The organism is Hansschlegelia beijingensis (assembly GCF_014196425.1).
GTDB classification, from domain to species: Bacteria; Pseudomonadota; Alphaproteobacteria; order Rhizobiales; family Methylopilaceae; genus Methylopila; species Methylopila beijingensis.
This window is the reverse complement of record NZ_JACIDR010000001.1, coordinates 1,162,524-1,178,562: the sequence shown is the minus strand read 5'-3', so window position 1 is coordinate 1,178,562 and position 16,039 is coordinate 1,162,524. Positions and strand designations below refer to the sequence as shown.

Genomic DNA, 16,039 nt, shown 5'->3' with positions numbered 1-16,039 from the left:
ATCCGGTTTCAGGCTTTCCGGCGGGCGCTCAGGGCGCCCACACCACCTCCAGCGGACGCGGCGCATGTTCGATCACCGCCCGGATCGGCATCTCGAGCGGATCGTCCCCGGCGAGCGCCTTCTCGAGGGTCGCCATCTTGCTGTCCCCCTCGATGTGGAGCACCAGCGACTTCGCGGCCAGGATCATCGGCAAGGTGAGGGTGATGCGCGGCTCCATCGCGGCGAGCGCGCGCATCGGGACCACCAGCAGCTTCCCGCTCATGTCGAGCGCGTCCTCGAGGCGGTCGCCCTTCGGGAAGAACGACGCCGTGTGGCCGTCGCTCCCCATGCCGAGGATCGCGGCGGTCAGCGGCCCCGAGAGATCGGCGATCCGCTCCTGCGCCTCGAGCAGGCCGCCCTCCGGCGAGCCCGCGTCCGTCACCAGCGGCACGAAGGTCGCCGCAGCGGCCTCGTTCTGAAGCAGGTTCTCCTTCACGAGACGAGCGTTGGACCGGTCGTCCGTCTCCGGGACCCAGCGTTCGTCGACGAGCGTGACGGTGACGTCCTCCCAGTCGAGCTCCGCCGTGGAGAGCTCCCGGAAGAACTTCTTCGGCGTGCCGCCCCCGGAGACGGCCAGAGTAGCCGGGTCGCCCTTGGCCACCTGGGCGCGAAGGGCGTCGGCGACCTCCGCGGCGAGGGTCTGCGCCAGGGTGGTTCGATCCGGGAAGGTCCGGAGATGGATCCTGTCGACGCCGATCATGAGGGGTCCTCGCGCCAGGTTCTGCCGTCACGCTCGATCAGCGCGACCGCGCTCGAAGGTCCCCAGGTGCCGGCGGTGTAGGGCGCCGGCGGCTGGCCGAGCCGTGACCACGCCTCCAGAATCGGATCGGCCCAGACCCACGCGGCCTCGACCTCGTCGCGGCGCATGAACAACGCCTGGTTCCCGCGGATGACGTCCATCAGCAGCCGCTCATAGGCGTCCGGGTTCCGGCCCTTGAAGGTCTCGGCGAAGGAAAGGTTCAGCGGAACCTCGCGGAAGCGCATTCCGCCCGGGCCGGGATCCTTGATCATCAGATAGAGCTTCACGCCTTCGTCCGGCTGAAGGCGTATGACCAGAGCGTTCTGGGCCAGGAAGCCGCCGGCCGATCCGAAGATCGACAGCGGGACCTGCCGGAACTGGATCACGATCTCGGACACCTGGGTCGGCAACCGCTTGCCGCTCCGCAGGTAGAACGGCACGCCGGCCCAGCGCCAGGTCTGCACTTCGGCCTTCAGCGCCACGTAGGTCTCGGTCGTGCTTTCATCGACCCCGTCGAGTTCTTCCAGATAGCCGGGCACCGACTTGCCGTCGATCACGCCCGAGCGGTACTGGCCCCGCACGGTCAGGGTCCGCACGTTGCTGTCGTCGATCGGCTTGAGGGCCCTGAGCACCTTGAGCTTCTCGTCCCGCAGCGCGTCCGCCTCCATCGCCGACGGCGGCTCCATAGCCACGAGGCAGAGCAGCTGCAGGATGTGGTTCTGCATCATGTCGCGAAGCGCGCCGGCGGTGTCGTAGTACCCGCCACGGCCCTCGACGCCGATCTTCTCCGCCACCATGATCTGGACGTGGTCGACATGGGCCGAGTTCCAGACGGGTTCGAACAGCACGTTGGCGAAGCGCAGCGCCATCAGGTTCTGAACCGTCTCTTTCCCGAGATAATGGTCGATCCGGTAGATCTGGCTCTCCGGCAGAACATCGCCGACGGCGTCGTTGATCTCCTGCGCTGAAGCGAGGTCGTGGCCGAGCGGCTTCTCCAGCACGACGCGCGTCTTGGGCGTGATCAGGTCGAACTTGGCGAGCCCGTGGGCGATCGCGTCGAACAGATTCGGCGAGGTCGCGAGATAGATCGCGCGCACCCGGTCCAAGCCGTCCGCGATGGCCGCCCGAAGCTCCTCCCAGCCTTCGTCGTGGTCGGCGTCGACGGCGTGATAGTCCAGCCGGTCCAGAAATCGCCGAAGCTTGTCGCCCTCGCGTTCTTCAGCCGTGACATGGGCTTCGAGCGCCTCGCTCACCTCCTTCCTGAACTCGTCGCGGCTCAGCTGGCGGCGTGAGACGCCGATGATCCGGCTCGGGTCCGTGATCTGCCCGTCGCGGTCCCGGCGATAGAGGGAGGGAAACAGCTTCCGATAAGCGAGGTCGCCCGTCCCGCCGAACACCACGAGGTCGAAAGGATCGACGGCGAGGATGCGGCTCGTCATCTGATGTCCGCTCCCATGAGATGATTACTGCGGATGCGAGATGATAGCGCTGCGTCCGCGCTGTCAAACAAGCCCGCCGGGTTCACGAAGCCGGCTGAGGACCCCGCGCTCGCCGCCATGTGAAGCGCGGCGGCCGCTTGTCCAGGAAGGCGCGCGCGCCTTCGGCAAGGTCCTCGCCCGAGAATCCGCCGCGCCAGAGCGCCTCGAGCGCCGCGAGGTCAGGCTCCGGGTCGCCGAGAGCGTCCACGGTCCGCTTCGCGGCTGCGAGAGAATATCGGGAGTTGGCGGCGATCGCCGCGGCCAGTTCGTCGACTTCCGCCTCGAGGCGTTCGGGCCGGACGGCGCGGTCCACGAGGCCGATCGCGGCCGCCGTCTCCGCGTCGATGAGCCGCCCCGTGAAAAGCAGCTCCTTCGCGGCCGACGGCCCGACAGCCGTGACCAGCCGGCGGGTGCTGGCGACAGGGTACACGATGCCGAGCTTCGCCGGCGTGACGCCGAAGCGCGCGGTCGCCCCTGCGATCCGCATGTCGCAGGCGAGGGCGATCTGGCAGCCGCCGCCGACGCAAGCTCCGTCGATCAGCGCGATCGTCGGCTGCGGAATGCTGGCCACCGCCTCCTCGCCGTCCCGGACGGCGTCCGCGAACGCGTCCCGGCGCGCCTCGTCGGCTTCGGCGAGGGTGACGAACTCCCCGATGTCGGCGCCGGCGCTGAACGCGCCGCCTGCGCCGCGCACGACCACCACCGCGACTTCCGGATCCGCGGCGATCGCGGCCGCGACGTCCGTGAACGCGCGCCAGGCAGCCTCGTCGATCGCGTTCTTCTTGCCGGGGCGGTCGATCACGATCGAAGCGCGGCCCCCCTCGCGCCTGAGGATCAGAGAACCAAACCGTTCGTCGCTCATGATCCCTCCTGCGCCGTCCCCGGACGCAGAGGGACGAGCGCCTTAATTTGCTTTCACGCAAATAACACTTCGCCGGCAACCCGCTTGCCAGCGCCGCGCGCAACGATCAGCTTCTTCGTCAGCAGGGCGTCAAACCCACAAGCGAACGGAGCCGGTCATGACGAAAGTCCTCGTGCTTTACTATTCCACCTACGGCCACGTGGAGACGATGGCCGAAGCGGTAGCCGAGGGCGCCCGGCAGGCGGGCGCCGACGTCGCGGTCAAGCGCGTTCCGGAGACGGTCCCGCAGGAGATCGCCGAGAAGAGCCATTTCAAGCTCGACCAGAAGGCCCCGATCGCCACGGTCGAGGAGCTGCCCGAGTACGACGCGATCATCTTCGGCGCGCCGACCCGCTTCGGCACGGTGGCCTCGCAGATGCGCTCCTTCATCGACCAGACGGGCGGCCTGTGGTTCTCCGGCAAGCTCGTGGGCAAGGTCGGGTCGGTCTTCACCTCCACGGCCACGCAGCATGGCGGGCAGGAGAGCACGATCCTGAGCTTCATCCCCACGCTGCTCCACCACGGCATGGTGGTGGTCGGTCTGCCCTATTCCTTCGCAGGCCAGATGAACATGGATGAGATCACCGGCGGATCGCCCTATGGCGCGTCGACGCTGGCGAAGAGCGACGGGTCGCGCGCGCCGTCCGCGAACGAGCTCGACGGCGCCCGCTTCCAGGGGCGGCACGTCGCAGAGATCGCGGCCAAGCTGGCGCGCTGATCTCAGGCGTCGTCGCGCCAGCCATAGATCCAGTCGAGGCCGGCGAGCAGGGCGCTCGCCGGCGCGGCCGCTAACGCGAGGTTGCGCGCGCGGGCCGCGAGGCCGGACATGTGGTCGATCCCGATCTGGCGGCGGGAGCGCATCTGCAGCCGCGCGACGCGCATCAGCCGCGCTCTTTCATAGGCGGCGAGCGGATCGGGACCGTCCTGCGCGACCAGCCTCGCCAGCACGGCCGCGTCCTCGATCGCGAAGGCGGCGCCCTGGGCGAGAGAGGGCAGCGCGGCGTGCGCGGCGTCGCCGAGGAGCGCGATCCGGCCGCGATGCATGCGCGGATCGGGGGAGCGGTCGCGCAGCGGCCAACGGGTCCAGGTCCCGGCCGCGCCGGCCAGATCCCGGGCCGGCCGGGACCAGCCCGCCACCAGTTCCTCCGGCCTCGGCGTCTGGTCATCCCCGATCAACACAAGGTTCGCCTCGCGCCCCCCGCGCACCGGATAGACCACGAAGTGCGCGCCCGGGCCGAGGGCCACGGTCACCCTCGACAGCTCGAAAGCCGCCGGAACGGCCGCTGCGGGCAGCACCGTGCGCCACGCGGTCAGTCCGGTCGCGCGCGCCGCGAGGGGAAGTTTCACGGCGCGCCGGATGCTGGAGCCAAGCCCGTCCGCGCCCGCGACCCACGCGCCCTCGACCGCCTGAGGGCCGGAGGCCGTGGCGAGTTCGAGCGCGGCGCCCGAGGCGGTCTCCCGCGCTTCCTTCACCTCGGCGCCGAGCATGAGCGCGATCGCGGGCTCGGCCCGGGCTGCCTGCAGCAGGATCGTCTGGAGATCGGCGCGATGGATGACGCGGTACGGCGCGCCCCAGCGGCGTTCGGCCTCCGCGCCGAGCGGGAGAGCCTTCAGCAGCCGGCCGCCGGGCCCGTCCATGATCGCGACCGCCTGAGGCCGCGTTCCGGCAGCGTCGAGAGCAGGTCCAAGGCCCAGCGCGTCCAGAACCCGGCCGGCGTTGGGAGAAATCTGAACGCCCGCGCCGGTCTCTTCAAGGACAGGCGCCCGTTCGAACAGGCGGCAGGCGACGCCGCGGCGGGCGAGAGATAGGGCAAGGGTGAGCCCGCCGACGCCGGCTCCCGCGATCAGGGCGGGTCCGGTCGTCAGCGATCTCACGCCGGCGTGGGCGTGCGCCAGAGACAGCCGGCGGGATCGGTCTGGTCGGCGTGCAGGTCCGCGCGGAACCTGTAGAGCGTCGAGCAATAGGGGCAGATGATCTCGTCGTCCGAGCCCATGTCGAGAAAGACATGCGGGTGGTCGAACGGCGGTTTCGCGCCGATGCACATGAACTCGCGCGCGCCGATGGCGATCGTGGAGACGCCTGCGTCGTTGGCGAAGTGCGGCGTCGCGTGTTCGGCCATGGCGGCTTCCTCGAAAGTGACGTTCGTCGCCTTACGCATTTTGCCGGGCGCCGGCAAGACGCGGAACGTCCGCTGTCAGAACCCGAAGCAGCGAAGCGTCAGGAGATCGTCCAGGGTGGGCCTGTAGCCGAACACGACCAGGCTCCAGGCCGGGTAGGTCGCGGCCGTGAGCCCCGCGGCGAGCGCCGCCCAGGGCAGCGCGGCGCGCAGCCGAGACACTCCCGCTCCGGCGCTCATGCGGACTGCGTCCTTCTTCTGGCGGACCGCAGGAGCAGCCAGCCGCCGACCAGCATCGCGGCTCCCCACAGCAGGAAGCCCAGGTCCCAAAAGATCCACTGCGCGCGCGGCGCGAGTTCGTTGACGTGGTGCAGGCCAAGCAGCTGATGGTTGACCAGACCCTCGACCACGTTGAACGCTCCGAACCCGATCAGCATCGTGGCGACGAGATAGCGGTTGGACCAGTAGAGGTGGCGGCGATGCGCCGATCGCCAGAGGATGAACAGGCCGAGCACCACGAACACATAGGTGGCGCTGTGGAAGATGCCGTCCCACAGCGTGTTCAGCTCGAGGCTCTCGAGATCGCGGATCGGATACCAGCTGCTCAGCATGTGATGCCATTGCAGCACCTGATGCAGCACGATGCCGTCGAAGAAGCCGCCGAGACCGAGGCCGAACAGCACGCCGGCCGCAACGGGGAATCTCTTTTCCATCTGGTCCTCGTACCACCGGTTCCCCGCGCCCGGAACCGACCGCTCCGTGAAGGCTCACCCGACTTCCGCGCAGGACCCGGGATGATTAGGGTGCCGCCGCTGGCGTACCAGACGGAGTTCTCATGCCGACGTTCCAATCCGACGGACTCGAACTCGCCTACCGGGACGAGGGTGAGGGCGACCCGATCCTGCTCATCCACGGCTTTGCGTCGTCGCTCGACGTCAACTGGGTGGGCCCGGGCTGGTTCGAGACGCTGAAGCGCGACCGGCGGCGCGTGATCGCGATCGACAATCGCGGCCACGGCGCGAGCGAGAAGCTCTACGACCCGGCCTTCTACGGCGCGGACGTCATGGCTCAGGACGCCCTTGCGCTGCTGGACCACCTCAAGATCGAGCGCGCGGACGTGATGGGCTATTCCATGGGCGCCCGCATCACCGCCCTGACGGCGATCCAGCATCCTGAGCGCGTCCGTTCGGCGATCCTGGGCGGAATGGGCGAGGGGCTCCTGCGCGGCGCTCCCTCCGCCGACGCGATCGCCGAGGGCCTGGTCGCGCACTCCGAGGACGACATCGTCGATCCCATGGCGAAGATGTTCCGCCGCTTCGCGGAGGCGACGAAGTCCGACCGCCGCGCGCTCTCGGCCTGCATGCGGGCGCAGCGTTCGCTGGTCGACGCCGCCATGCTCGGGACCATCAAGGTCCCGGTCCTGGTCGCGGTCGGCACAGAGGACGACGTCGCCGGCGACCTCGACGCGCTGGTCAGGCTGATCCCCGGCGCGGAGGCGCTGCCGATCCCGCGACGCGACCACAACCGCGCGGTCGGCGACAAGGTCTACAAGGAGGGCGTGCTCGCCTTCCTCGCCAGGCGCCCTTGACCGACATGGCGGCGCGGCGCCTTTTCGGCGCCTGTGCGTTTACCCACATGTGGTAAGCCTGTGGGGCGACGGCGCCGCGGGCGGAGACCTTCAGCATGAGCAAACTGGCCCGGGCCGAGTCCCACAACCTCATGACGCTTGATCCGGTATGGGCGCGCATCCGCGCCGAGGCGGAGGACGTCATCCGCCGCGAGCCCGAACTCGGCGGCTTCATCATGAGCACCGTGCTCAACCATGAGCGGCTGGAGCAGGCGGTCGGCCACAGGGTGGCGGCGAGGCTCGATCATGTCGACGTGCCGCGTTCCCTGATCTGGCAGGCTTTCGAGGAGGCCACCCAGTCCGATCCGGAGATCGGACAGGCGATCCGCGCGGACCTCAACGCCGTCATAGAGCGTGATCCGGCGTGCCACCGGGCGATCGAGCCGCTGCTCCACTTCAAGGGCTTCCACGCGATCCAGGCGCATCGTCTGGCGCACTGGCTGTGGGGCGAGGGGCGGCGCGACTTCGCGCTCTACATCCAGAGCCGGGCCTCGAACATCTTCCAGGTCGACGTGCATCCCGCGGCGCCCTTCGGCCGTGGCGTGTTCATCGATCACGCCACCGGCGTGGTGATCGGCGAGACCGCGGTGGTGGAGGACAACGTCTCGCTGCTGCATGGCGTCACCCTCGGCGGCACCGGCAAGAGCGACCAGGACCGCCACCCCAAGATCCGGCGCGGCGTGCTGATCGGCGCGGGCGCCAGCATCCTCGGCAACATCGAGGTCGGCCACTGCTCGCGCGTCGCGGCCAACTCCGTGGTGCTGCGCGACGTTCCGCCGAACGTGACGGTGGCCGGCGTCCCGGCGCGGGTCGTCGGCGCATCGCCCTGCGCCGAGCCCGCGCGCGCGATGGACCAGGTGTTCTACGACGCAGGCCTCTGAGGCCCCTTCAGGCAATTGGCCTATCGGCCCCTTGCGGCGGCCGCGTCGTTCTTCCAAGCCTGACCGGCAGGGAGACGGCGCATGGCGGAACAGACCTCACGCAAACGCGCGGCGTCGCAGCAGGCGACGCTTGCGGAACGCCTGACCGCGGCGCCGCAGGCGGCGGACCGGGAGGCCGCGCACGAGCGGGTCAGCGAACTTCTTCAGGAGCCCAACGCCGCCGCGCTCGCCGAGATCGCCCGCGCGGCCCCGGCGCGCGCGATGCTCGAGGGGATCGCAGACGGCTCGTCGTTCCTCTGGGGGCTGATCGCCCGTGATCCCGAGCGCGCGGCGCGCCTGCTCCGCTGCGACCCCGACGAGCGGCTGGCCGAGCTGCTGGCGGAGCTGGACGAACTCTCCCGGGCCGAAGACCGCCGCCCGCTCGCCGGCGCCCTGCGCAGGGGGCGCGCGGAAGCGGCGCTGCTCGTGGGGTTCGCGGACCTCGGGGGAGCATGGGACGCCGCGCGCGTCACCGGAGCGCTGTCGTCGTTCGCAGACGCCGCCATCCGGGCCGCGACGCGCGCCGCCCTGCGGGACGCGCACGACGCCGGCAAGCTCGCGCTGCCGAACCCGGCCGACCCGGAAGTCGGCTCCGGCTTCTTCGTGCTCGGCATGGGCAAGCTCGGCGCCTCCGAGCTCAACTACTCCTCAGACGTCGATCTCATCGCGTTCTTCGATTCCGAGATCGCGCCCGTCGCCGAAGGCGAGGAGCGGACGCCCCTGTTCGTCCGGGTCACGCAGGCGATCGCCAAGCTTCTGCAGGAGCGCACCGCCGACGGCTATGTGGCGCGCGTGGATCTCCGGCTGCGTCCGGATCCGTCCTCGACGCCGGTGGCCATCTCCCGCGACGCCGCGCTCTCCTATTACGAAAGCGTCGGCCAGAACTGGGAGCGCGCCGCGATGATCAAGGCGCGCGTCGTGGCCGGCGACAGCGCGGCCGGGGACGCCTTTCTGAGCGAACTCGCGCCCTTCATCTGGCGTCGCTCGCTCGACCATGCGGCGATCTCGGACATCCACGCGATGAAGCGCCAGATCCACGCCCACAAGGGGCATGGCGAGATCGCGGTCGAAGGGCACAACCTCAAGCTCGGGCGCGGCGGCATCCGGGAGATCGAGTTCTTCGTCCAGACCCAGCAGCTCGTTGCCGGCGGCCGCGACCCCTCGCTTCGCACGCGCGGAACGGTCGAGACGCTGGGCGGCCTGGTCGAGGCCGGATGGATCGACGCCCAGGCGCGCGACGAACTCGCCGAGGCCTATGGGTTCCTGCGCGGCCTCGAGCACCGCATCCAGATGGTGGCCGACGAACAGACCCATTCGCTGCCCGAGGAACCGGAAGCGCTCGATCGCTTCGCGCGCTTCGCCGGCTACGACGGCCGCGAGCCCTTCGCGAAGGCGCTGACGGCCCGGCTGAAGCTCGTGCAGCGGCACTACGCGCGCCTGTTCGAGGATGCGCCCACGCTGTCCGCCAACATCGGCAGCCTGGTGTTCACCGGCGAGGACGACGACCCCGACACGCTGGCGACGCTTTCGTCGCTCGGCTACGCGGAGCCGAGCTCGCTGTCGCGCACGATCCGCGGATGGCATCGCGGCCGCTACGCCTCCATGCGGACCGCGAAGGCGCGCGAACTCCTGACGGAGCTCGTTCCCCTGCTGCTCGACGCCTTCGCGAAGTCCGACCGGCCCGACGCCGTGGTCAACGGCTTCGACCGGATGCTGGAGCAGACCTCCTCCGGGGTCGGGCTCCTCTCATTGATCCGCGCCAATCCGGAGGTTCTGGAACTGCTCTGCGGGGTGCTGGGCGCCGCGCCGCGGCTGGCGGAGATCCTGGCGCGTCGTCCGCGGGTTCTCGACGCTTTGCTCGACCCGGCCTTCTTCGGGCACCTGCCCACGCGGGACGAACTCGATGGGCGGATCCAGCAGGCGCTTTCGGAGGCGCGGTCCTACGAGGACGCGCTCGATCGCGCGCGCATCGTCGGACAGGAGCTCAAGACGCTGGTCGCGCTGCGGGTGGCGGCGGGCGCGGCGACGGCCGAACAGGCGGGGCCCGCCTTCGCGCTGATCGCCGACGGACTCGTGGAGGCCGTGTTCCGGCTCGTGGAGGAGGAGCTGGCGGCGGCTCACGGACGCATCGAGGGCGGGGCGGCGGCCGTCGTCGCGCTTGGCAAGCTTGGCGGGCAGGAGATGACGGCGGCCTCCGACCTCGACCTCATCCTGCTCTACGAGCACCCCGACGACGCCGGAGATAGCGACGGGCCGCGGCCGCTCGCCCCAAGCCAGTATTATGCGCGGCTGACGCAGCGGCTGGTCGCGGCGCTCTCCGCGCCGACCGCGGAGGGCGTGCTCTATGAGGTCGACTTCCGGCTGCGGCCTTCCGGCCGCTCAGGCCCGCTCGCGACACGCCTCAAGGCGTTCAGAATGTATCAGGCCGACGAGGCCGAGACCTGGGAACACATGGCGCTGTCGCGCGCCCGCGTGGTGGCCGGCCCCAAGCCGTTCCGGAGGCAGGTCGGCCGAGCGATCGGCCAGGTGCTCCACACGCCGAGGGACGCCGCCAGGATCGCGAGCGACGTCGCCGAGATGAGGGCGCTGCTCGATCGCGAGAAAGGCGACGGCGGCCCCTGGAACCTGAAGCATGCGCCGGGCGGCCTCGTCGACATCGAGTTCGCGGCGCAGGCGCTGCAGCTCGTCCACGCGGCGACGCATCCGCAAATCCTCTCGACCGCGACCGTGCCGGCGCTGGACCATGCGAGAGAGGCCGGGCTGCTCGACGACGAGACGTGGCGGACGTTCCGGGCGGGCGCGCGCCTCCAGCAGGACCTCACGCAGGCGCTGAGGCTGGCGACCGAAAAGCCGTTCGATCCGGACGAGGCGGGGGAGGGCCTGAAACGGCTTCTCGCGCGCACCGCGGAGACGCCGGATTTCGCGGTTCTGACCGCGACGCTGGAGGGACTTCAGAAGGAGGTCCGGGCGGCGTTCGAACGGGTGCTGGCGGGGCTTCGCTAGCGGCCGGCCTCAGGCGATCCGCTCCTCGCGGATCTCCTCGTCCGCGCGCAGCGGCAGGCGCACCAGAACGACCGTGCCGACGCCCACCGTGGAGCGGATGCGCATCGAGCCGCCATGCAGCTCGGTCAGCGACTTCGCGATCGCGAGCCCGAGGCCGGAGCCCTTGTGGCTCTTCGAGAACTGGTTCTCGACCTGCTCGAACGGGCGGCCGAGCTTGTCGATCGCGTCCTTCGGGATGCCGATGCCGGTGTCCTCGATATAGAGGTTCATGGCCCCGCCCACGGCCCGGGTGCGGATGGTGACGCGGCCGCCCGCCGGCGTGAACTTCACGGCGTTCGAGAGCAGGTTCAGGAGGATCTGCTTGAGCGCCCGGCGGTCGACCTCGACGGTGGCGCCGCAGGCGGCCTCGGCCCGCACCGCGATCGACTTCTCCTCCGCGCGCGGGCTGATCACGCGCATCGCGTCGAGCACCACCTTGTCGATGTCGAGCGTCTCGCGGGCGAGCCGGAACCGGCCGGCCTCGATCTTCGCCATGTCGAGCACGTCGTTGATGACGTCGAGCAGGTAGACGCCGCTCTCCCGGATGTCGCGCAGATACTCGTAATATTTCTCGGAGCCGAGGGGCCCGAACAGGCCAGACTCCATGATTTCGGAGAAGCCGAGGATCGCGTTGAGCGGCGTGCGGAGCTCGTGGCTGATGTTCGCGAGGAATTCGGACTTCGCCTGGCTGGCGAACTCCGCCTGGCTCTTCTGCTCCGCGTATTTCTCGGCGAGGTCGGCGAGCTGCTGGGCCTGGATCTCGAGCGTCTGTCGGGACTTCCGAAGATCCGCGACATTCGCCATCAGGGCCTTCTCGCTGTCCATCAGGCGCTCTTCCTGACGCTTCAGCGAGGTGATGTCGGTGCCGACCGAGACGAAGCCGCCATCCTTGGTGCGGCGCTCGTTGATGCGCAGCCAGCGGCCGTCCTCGATCTGGGCCTCGTAGGACCGCGCGCCGTCCTCCACCCGACCGTCGGGCCTGACCGAATTGACGATCACCGGCTGCCGTCCCGCGGCGATGATCTCGTCCCTCAGGGTTCCCGGCCGCACCGCCTCGTCCTTGAGCTCGTAGAGCTGCTGGAACTTCGAGTTGCAGGTGACGAGCCGGTTGGAGGCGTCCCACAGCACGAAGGCTTCCGAGATCGTCTCGATCGCGTCGCGCAGCCTCATGTCCGCGGTGGCGGTTCGTTCCGCCAGGGTGCGGTGCTCGGTGACGTCGACGCAGATGCCGATCAGCCGGACGCCGTCCTCCGCCTTGCCCTGCACCACCTCGGCGCGCGCGCGCAGCCATTTCCACTGGTCGCGCGCGTCCCGCACCCGGAAGACGCGGTCGATGGTGGAGGTGCGGCCCGAGGCCACCTCGTCCGCGAGCGCGTAGAGGTCGATGTCGTCCGCGTGCACCAGCGAGTTGAACTCGCCGAACGACACCAGCTGCTCGCGCGGCGGATGGCCGAGAAGCTCGAACAGCGAGCGTGACCAGAAGATGCGGCCGCGCGCGATGTCCCAGTCGAACAGCCCGCAATGGCCGCGCGACAGGGCGGTTTCGATGCGGTGCTGGACCCGGTCGTACACATCGTCGGTGCGGCGGGCGCGCGCGGCCTGCCACTGGAAGGCGAGCCCGAGCAGCGCCAGCACGAAACCCGTCGACGCATAGAGCGTGACGGACGAGCGCGCGCTCGCCCGCCACGGCGCGAGCGCGTCGTCGACGTTCTGCACAAGGGCGATCTGGCCGGGGCGGCCGGAGGGAATGTTGCGCACCGTGGCGAGGGCCGCCGCGCCGTCGGGCAGCGTCAGGATCATGACGCCGGCGCGCTCGCCGAAGGTGGTCAGCGGCTGCGCCGCGCCGAGCAGCGTCACGAGATCGGCGGGCGGCTGTCCTTCGGGCGCGCCGACCGACGCGACGATCCTGCCGGTGTCGTCGGCGACGTAGAGCCGCCGGCCGTGGTCGAGCGCGTTGCCCGGCAGGCTGGCGACGAAGGCGTCCCGGAGCGCCGCGTCGCTCAAGGCGTCGAGCTTCGGCATCTGCAGCGCGGCCATCGCGGCCAGGGCGGACATGTCATCGGAGGCCGTACGGAGCGCGAGCCGCCGCGCGTCGAGCGCCTGGAGGACCGCGCCGCCTCCGAAGACCAGCAGGAACACGACGATCAGGATCGGGACGCTGCGTCGCAGGACGGGCTCGAGCGGCGCGAGATCGAGCCGCGGCAGCTTAAGCCATCCTTTTGCGATCTGCCGTGCGCCGCGGCGCAATGGCATTCCCGCTACGGTGGCGCGCGCCATCGCAGTGTCCTTCCCGAACAATACTAATGAAAGTCGATTCGGGAACCCCCACGCGTCGAATCGACTTAGCTATTAGAATCAATTCGGTAGCGTGCTGTCCAGTGCGAATTAATCCCTTGTTAAATACTTCTCGCCGCGTGGCGAAAAGCTGAGTCAAAAGAATCGGTTGCCGCGTGATCAGGCCGCGAGCGCGCGCCGGACGATGTCGCCCACGTCCGCCGACAGCCTGGGCAGGGCGGCGAGCCGCTGAAGCGCCGATTCCGCGAGCCGGCGGCGCTGCGGTTCGAGCGACCGCCAGGTGCGGAAGGCGCCGAGCAGGCGCGCCGCGACCTGCGGGTTCGTGGCGTCGAGCTCGGTCACCACATCGGCGAGGAAGCCGTAGCCCCGGCCGTCCGCCTTGTTGAACTGGGTCGGGTTGCCGGAGGCGAACGCCCCGATCAGCGAGCGCACCCGGTTCGGGTTCTTCATGTCGAAGAGCGGGGAGGCCATCAGCGACTGGACGCGGTCGAGCGTGTCCGGCAGCGGCGCCGACGCCTGGATCAGGAACCATTTGTCGATCAGCAGCGGGTCCGTCCCGTAGCGCTGCGCGAAGTCCTCGAGCGCTTCCTCGCGTTCGGCCGTCGCGTGGAGCGACAGGACCTGGAGGGCCATGACGCGGTCCGTCATGTTGGAGGCGGTCTTGTAGAGGTCGAAGGCGCGCTCGACGCCGCTTCGCTCGCCGCCCGCGGCGAGCAGATCGAGCGCGGCGATCTTGAGCGCGCGACGGCCCGCGGCGGCCGCGTCGGGCGAGTATGGCCCCCGCTCGGCCAGTCGGTCGAACGCCGCGGCGAGGGGCTCGGCGAGGCGCTGCCGGAGGCTCGCCTTGAGATAGGAGCGCGCCGAGTGGATCGCGTCGGGATCGACGTCCTCGCCGATCTCGCGCGCGACGTCGCCTTCGCTCGGCAGCGCGGCGATCTGGGCGGCATAGGCGCAGTCCGTCTCGGCGGGGTCGAACGCCCGGCCGATGGCCTCGGCCAGGCGCGGCTCCTCCGTGGGCTCACGGCCTTCCCGAAGCGCGGCGACGCCCGCGACCAGCCCGCGGAGCGCGACCGTCTGAACAGCCTGCCAGCGATTGAAGGGGTCGCTGTCCTTCCGCGCCAGGAACAGGAGATCCTCGACGGTCTGGTCGGAGCGGAGCTTCACGGGCGCCGAGAAATTGCGGAACAGCGACGGGACAGGCCGGCGCTCGACGTTCTCGAACACGATGCGCGTGTTCTCCGCGGTCAGCGCGATCACCGGCCCGGCGTGCGCGCCCCCCACCACGAGCGGGATGTCCGAGCCGTCCTCGTCCACCAGCCCCAGCGCCAGCGGGATCACCATGGCCTGCTTGAACTGCTGCCCCGGGGTGGGCGGCGTCTTCTGCGTGGCGTCGATCGTGAAGGTCTTGCGATCCGGATCGTAGGCGGTGCGGATGTCCACCTCCGGCGTCCCCGCCTGATCGTACCAGCGCAGGAACTGGCTCATGTCGTGGCCGGAGACCTCGGCGAAGCAGGCGATGAACTGCTCGATCGTGCAGGCCTGACCGTCGTGACGGTCGAAGTAGAGGTCCATGCCCGCCCGGAACGCCTCGGGACCGATCAGGGTCTTGAGCATGCGGATCACCTCCGCGCCCTTCTCGTAGACCGTCGGCGTGTAGAAGTTGTTGATCTCGTGGTAGATTTGCGGCCGCACGGGGTGGGCGAGGGGACCCGCATCCTCGGCGAACTGGACGGAGCGCAGACCGCGCACGTCCGAGATGCGCTTCACGGGCCGGGACCGCATGTCGGAGGTGAACTCCTGGTCGCGGAACACCGTCAGCCCTTCCTTCAGGCAGAGCTGGAACCAGTCGCGGCAGGTGATGCGGTTGCCCGTCCAGTTGTGGAAGTATTCGTGGGCGATGATCGCCTCGATGTTGGCGTAGTCGCCGTCCGTCGCGGTCTCCGGGCTGGCCAGGACGTACTTGTCGTTGAAGACGTTCAGTCCCTTGTTCTCCATGGCGCCCATGTTGAAGTAGGACACCGCCACGACCATGAAGACGTCGAGGTCGTACTCGCGGCCGAAAGTCTCCTCGTCCCAGCGCATGGAGGCCTTGATCGACTCCATGGCGTGATGGGCGCGGTCTTCCTTGCCGTGTTCGACGAACACCTTGAGCGCCACCCGCCGCCCGCTCATCGTGACGAACGCGTCCTCGACGACGCCGAGGTCGCCGGCCACGAGCGCGAACAGGTAGGAGGGCTTCGGGTGCGGGTCGTGCCACACCGCGAAGTGCCGGCCGTCGCCAGCCGGGCCCGTCTCCACCAGATTGCCGTTGGAGAGCAGGATCGGGGTCTCGGCCTCCGGTCCCTCGATGCGCGTCGTATAGACGGCGAGAACGTCCGGCCGGTCGAGGAAGTAGGTGATGCGACGGAAGCCCTCGGCCTCGCATTGCGTGCAGTAGGCGCCGTTCGAACGGTAGAGGCCCATCAGGCGGGTGTTCGCCGACGGGTCGACGAGCGTCGTGAGCGTCAGCTCGAACGGCCCGCGGGGCGGATTCGGCAGCGTCAGCGAGGAGGGCGTCACGTCGAGGTCGTCGACCCTGAGCGGAGCGCCGTCGATCTCGGCGGAGACCAGATTGAGGTCTTCGCCGTCGAGCTTGAGCGCGGCGTTCTCGGGACCGAGCGGGTTCGGGCGGATCGCGAGCCGCGCGGTCACGCGGGTCGCTTCCGGGTCGAGACTCACGTCGAGATGCACGGCGTCGATCAGGAAGTCCGAAGGCCGGTATTCGGCGAGTCGGACGGGGCGGGGATCCTCGGCGCGCATCGGCTTGCTCCGGTGGGGCATCAGCGTTGGCCCGGTTTAGGCTCCCGTCGCGCCGTGGCGCAAGGCGGACGCGCCGATGGCG

At 69.7% G+C, this 16,039-nt stretch carries 13 protein-coding genes; 4 read left to right on the top strand and 9 right to left on the bottom strand.

Annotated elements, in window-relative coordinates; all coding sequences use genetic code 11:
* Positions 1 to 28 precede the first annotated feature (28 nt).
* From pgl to GGR24_RS05490, 3 genes are all read right to left on the bottom strand, one after another.
* Positions 29 to 739, bottom strand: coding sequence for a 6-phosphogluconolactonase (pgl, locus tag GGR24_RS05500; protein ID WP_183394231.1), 711 nt, complete (start codon positions 737 to 739; stop codon positions 29 to 31).
* Positions 736 to 2,217, bottom strand: a complete 1,482-nt coding sequence (zwf, locus tag GGR24_RS05495) for a glucose-6-phosphate dehydrogenase (RefSeq protein ID WP_183394230.1) — start codon at positions 2,215 to 2,217, stop codon at positions 736 to 738. The genes pgl and zwf overlap by 4 nt, the downstream gene beginning before the upstream one ends.
* Before the next feature lie 82 nt (positions 2,218 to 2,299).
* Positions 2,300 to 3,118, bottom strand: a complete 819-nt coding sequence (locus tag GGR24_RS05490) for an enoyl-CoA hydratase/isomerase family protein (protein ID WP_183394229.1) — start codon at positions 3,116 to 3,118, stop codon at positions 2,300 to 2,302.
* 157 nt (positions 3,119 to 3,275) lie between these two features.
* Here GGR24_RS05490 and wrbA point away from each other — a divergent pair, with 157 nt between their 5' ends.
* Positions 3,276 to 3,875, top strand: a complete 600-nt coding sequence (gene wrbA / locus GGR24_RS05485; protein ID WP_183394227.1) for an NAD(P)H:quinone oxidoreductase — start codon at positions 3,276 to 3,278, stop codon at positions 3,873 to 3,875.
* Positions 3,876 to 3,877: 2 nt separating this feature from the next.
* Here the strand turns inward: wrbA and GGR24_RS05480 are convergent, their stop codons facing one another.
* The 4 genes from GGR24_RS05480 to GGR24_RS05465 all read right to left on the bottom strand — a co-directional run bounded on the left by GGR24_RS05480 (position 3,878) and on the right by GGR24_RS05465 (position 5,987).
* A complete protein-coding gene (locus GGR24_RS05480; RefSeq protein ID WP_343066200.1) occupies positions 3,878 to 5,032 on the bottom strand; it encodes an FAD-dependent monooxygenase in 1,155 nt (384 codons plus the stop codon).
* Positions 5,029 to 5,277 carry a zinc-finger domain-containing protein gene (locus GGR24_RS05475; protein ID WP_183394226.1) on the bottom strand — a complete coding sequence of 83 codons (249 nt, stop codon included), beginning with the start codon at positions 5,275 to 5,277 and terminating at the stop codon, positions 5,029 to 5,031. The genes GGR24_RS05480 and GGR24_RS05475 overlap by 4 nt, the downstream gene beginning before the upstream one ends.
* A 75-nt stretch (positions 5,278 to 5,352) precedes the next feature.
* Entirely contained in the window at positions 5,353 to 5,514 is a 162-nt protein-coding gene (locus GGR24_RS05470) for a hypothetical protein (protein WP_183394225.1), read from the bottom strand.
* Positions 5,511 to 5,987, bottom strand: a complete 477-nt coding sequence (locus tag GGR24_RS05465; protein WP_183394224.1) for a DUF2243 domain-containing protein — start codon at positions 5,985 to 5,987, stop codon at positions 5,511 to 5,513. Before GGR24_RS05465 ends, GGR24_RS05470 begins: the two co-directional genes overlap by 4 nt.
* A gap of 122 nt (positions 5,988 to 6,109) precedes the next feature.
* Here GGR24_RS05465 and GGR24_RS05460 point away from each other — a divergent pair, with 122 nt between their 5' ends.
* The 3 genes from GGR24_RS05460 to GGR24_RS05450 all read left to right on the top strand — a co-directional run bounded on the left by GGR24_RS05460 (position 6,110) and on the right by GGR24_RS05450 (position 10,824).
* Complete coding sequence (locus tag GGR24_RS05460; RefSeq protein ID WP_183394222.1) at positions 6,110 to 6,862, top strand: alpha/beta fold hydrolase; 753 nt, start codon at positions 6,110 to 6,112, stop codon at positions 6,860 to 6,862.
* Positions 6,863 to 6,957: 95 nt separating this feature from the next.
* Positions 6,958 to 7,782 carry a serine O-acetyltransferase gene (cysE, locus tag GGR24_RS05455; protein WP_183394220.1) on the top strand — a complete coding sequence of 275 codons (825 nt, stop codon included), beginning with the start codon at positions 6,958 to 6,960 and terminating at the stop codon, positions 7,780 to 7,782.
* Positions 7,783 to 7,863: 81 nt separating this feature from the next.
* Positions 7,864 to 10,824, top strand: a complete 2,961-nt coding sequence (locus GGR24_RS05450) for a bifunctional [glutamine synthetase] adenylyltransferase/[glutamine synthetase]-adenylyl-L-tyrosine phosphorylase (RefSeq protein ID WP_183394219.1) — start codon at positions 7,864 to 7,866, stop codon at positions 10,822 to 10,824.
* 9 nt (positions 10,825 to 10,833) lie between these two features.
* Here the strand turns inward: GGR24_RS05450 and GGR24_RS05445 are convergent, their stop codons facing one another.
* Both GGR24_RS05445 and pepN read right to left on the bottom strand, forming a co-directional pair.
* Complete coding sequence (locus GGR24_RS05445; protein ID WP_183394218.1) at positions 10,834 to 13,140, bottom strand: PAS domain-containing sensor histidine kinase; 2,307 nt, start codon at positions 13,138 to 13,140, stop codon at positions 10,834 to 10,836.
* A 177-nt stretch (positions 13,141 to 13,317) separates the two neighbouring features.
* Positions 13,318 to 15,957, bottom strand: a complete 2,640-nt coding sequence (gene pepN, locus GGR24_RS05440) for an aminopeptidase N (protein WP_183394217.1) — start codon at positions 15,955 to 15,957, stop codon at positions 13,318 to 13,320.
* Between the last annotated feature and the right edge of the window lie 82 nt (positions 15,958 to 16,039).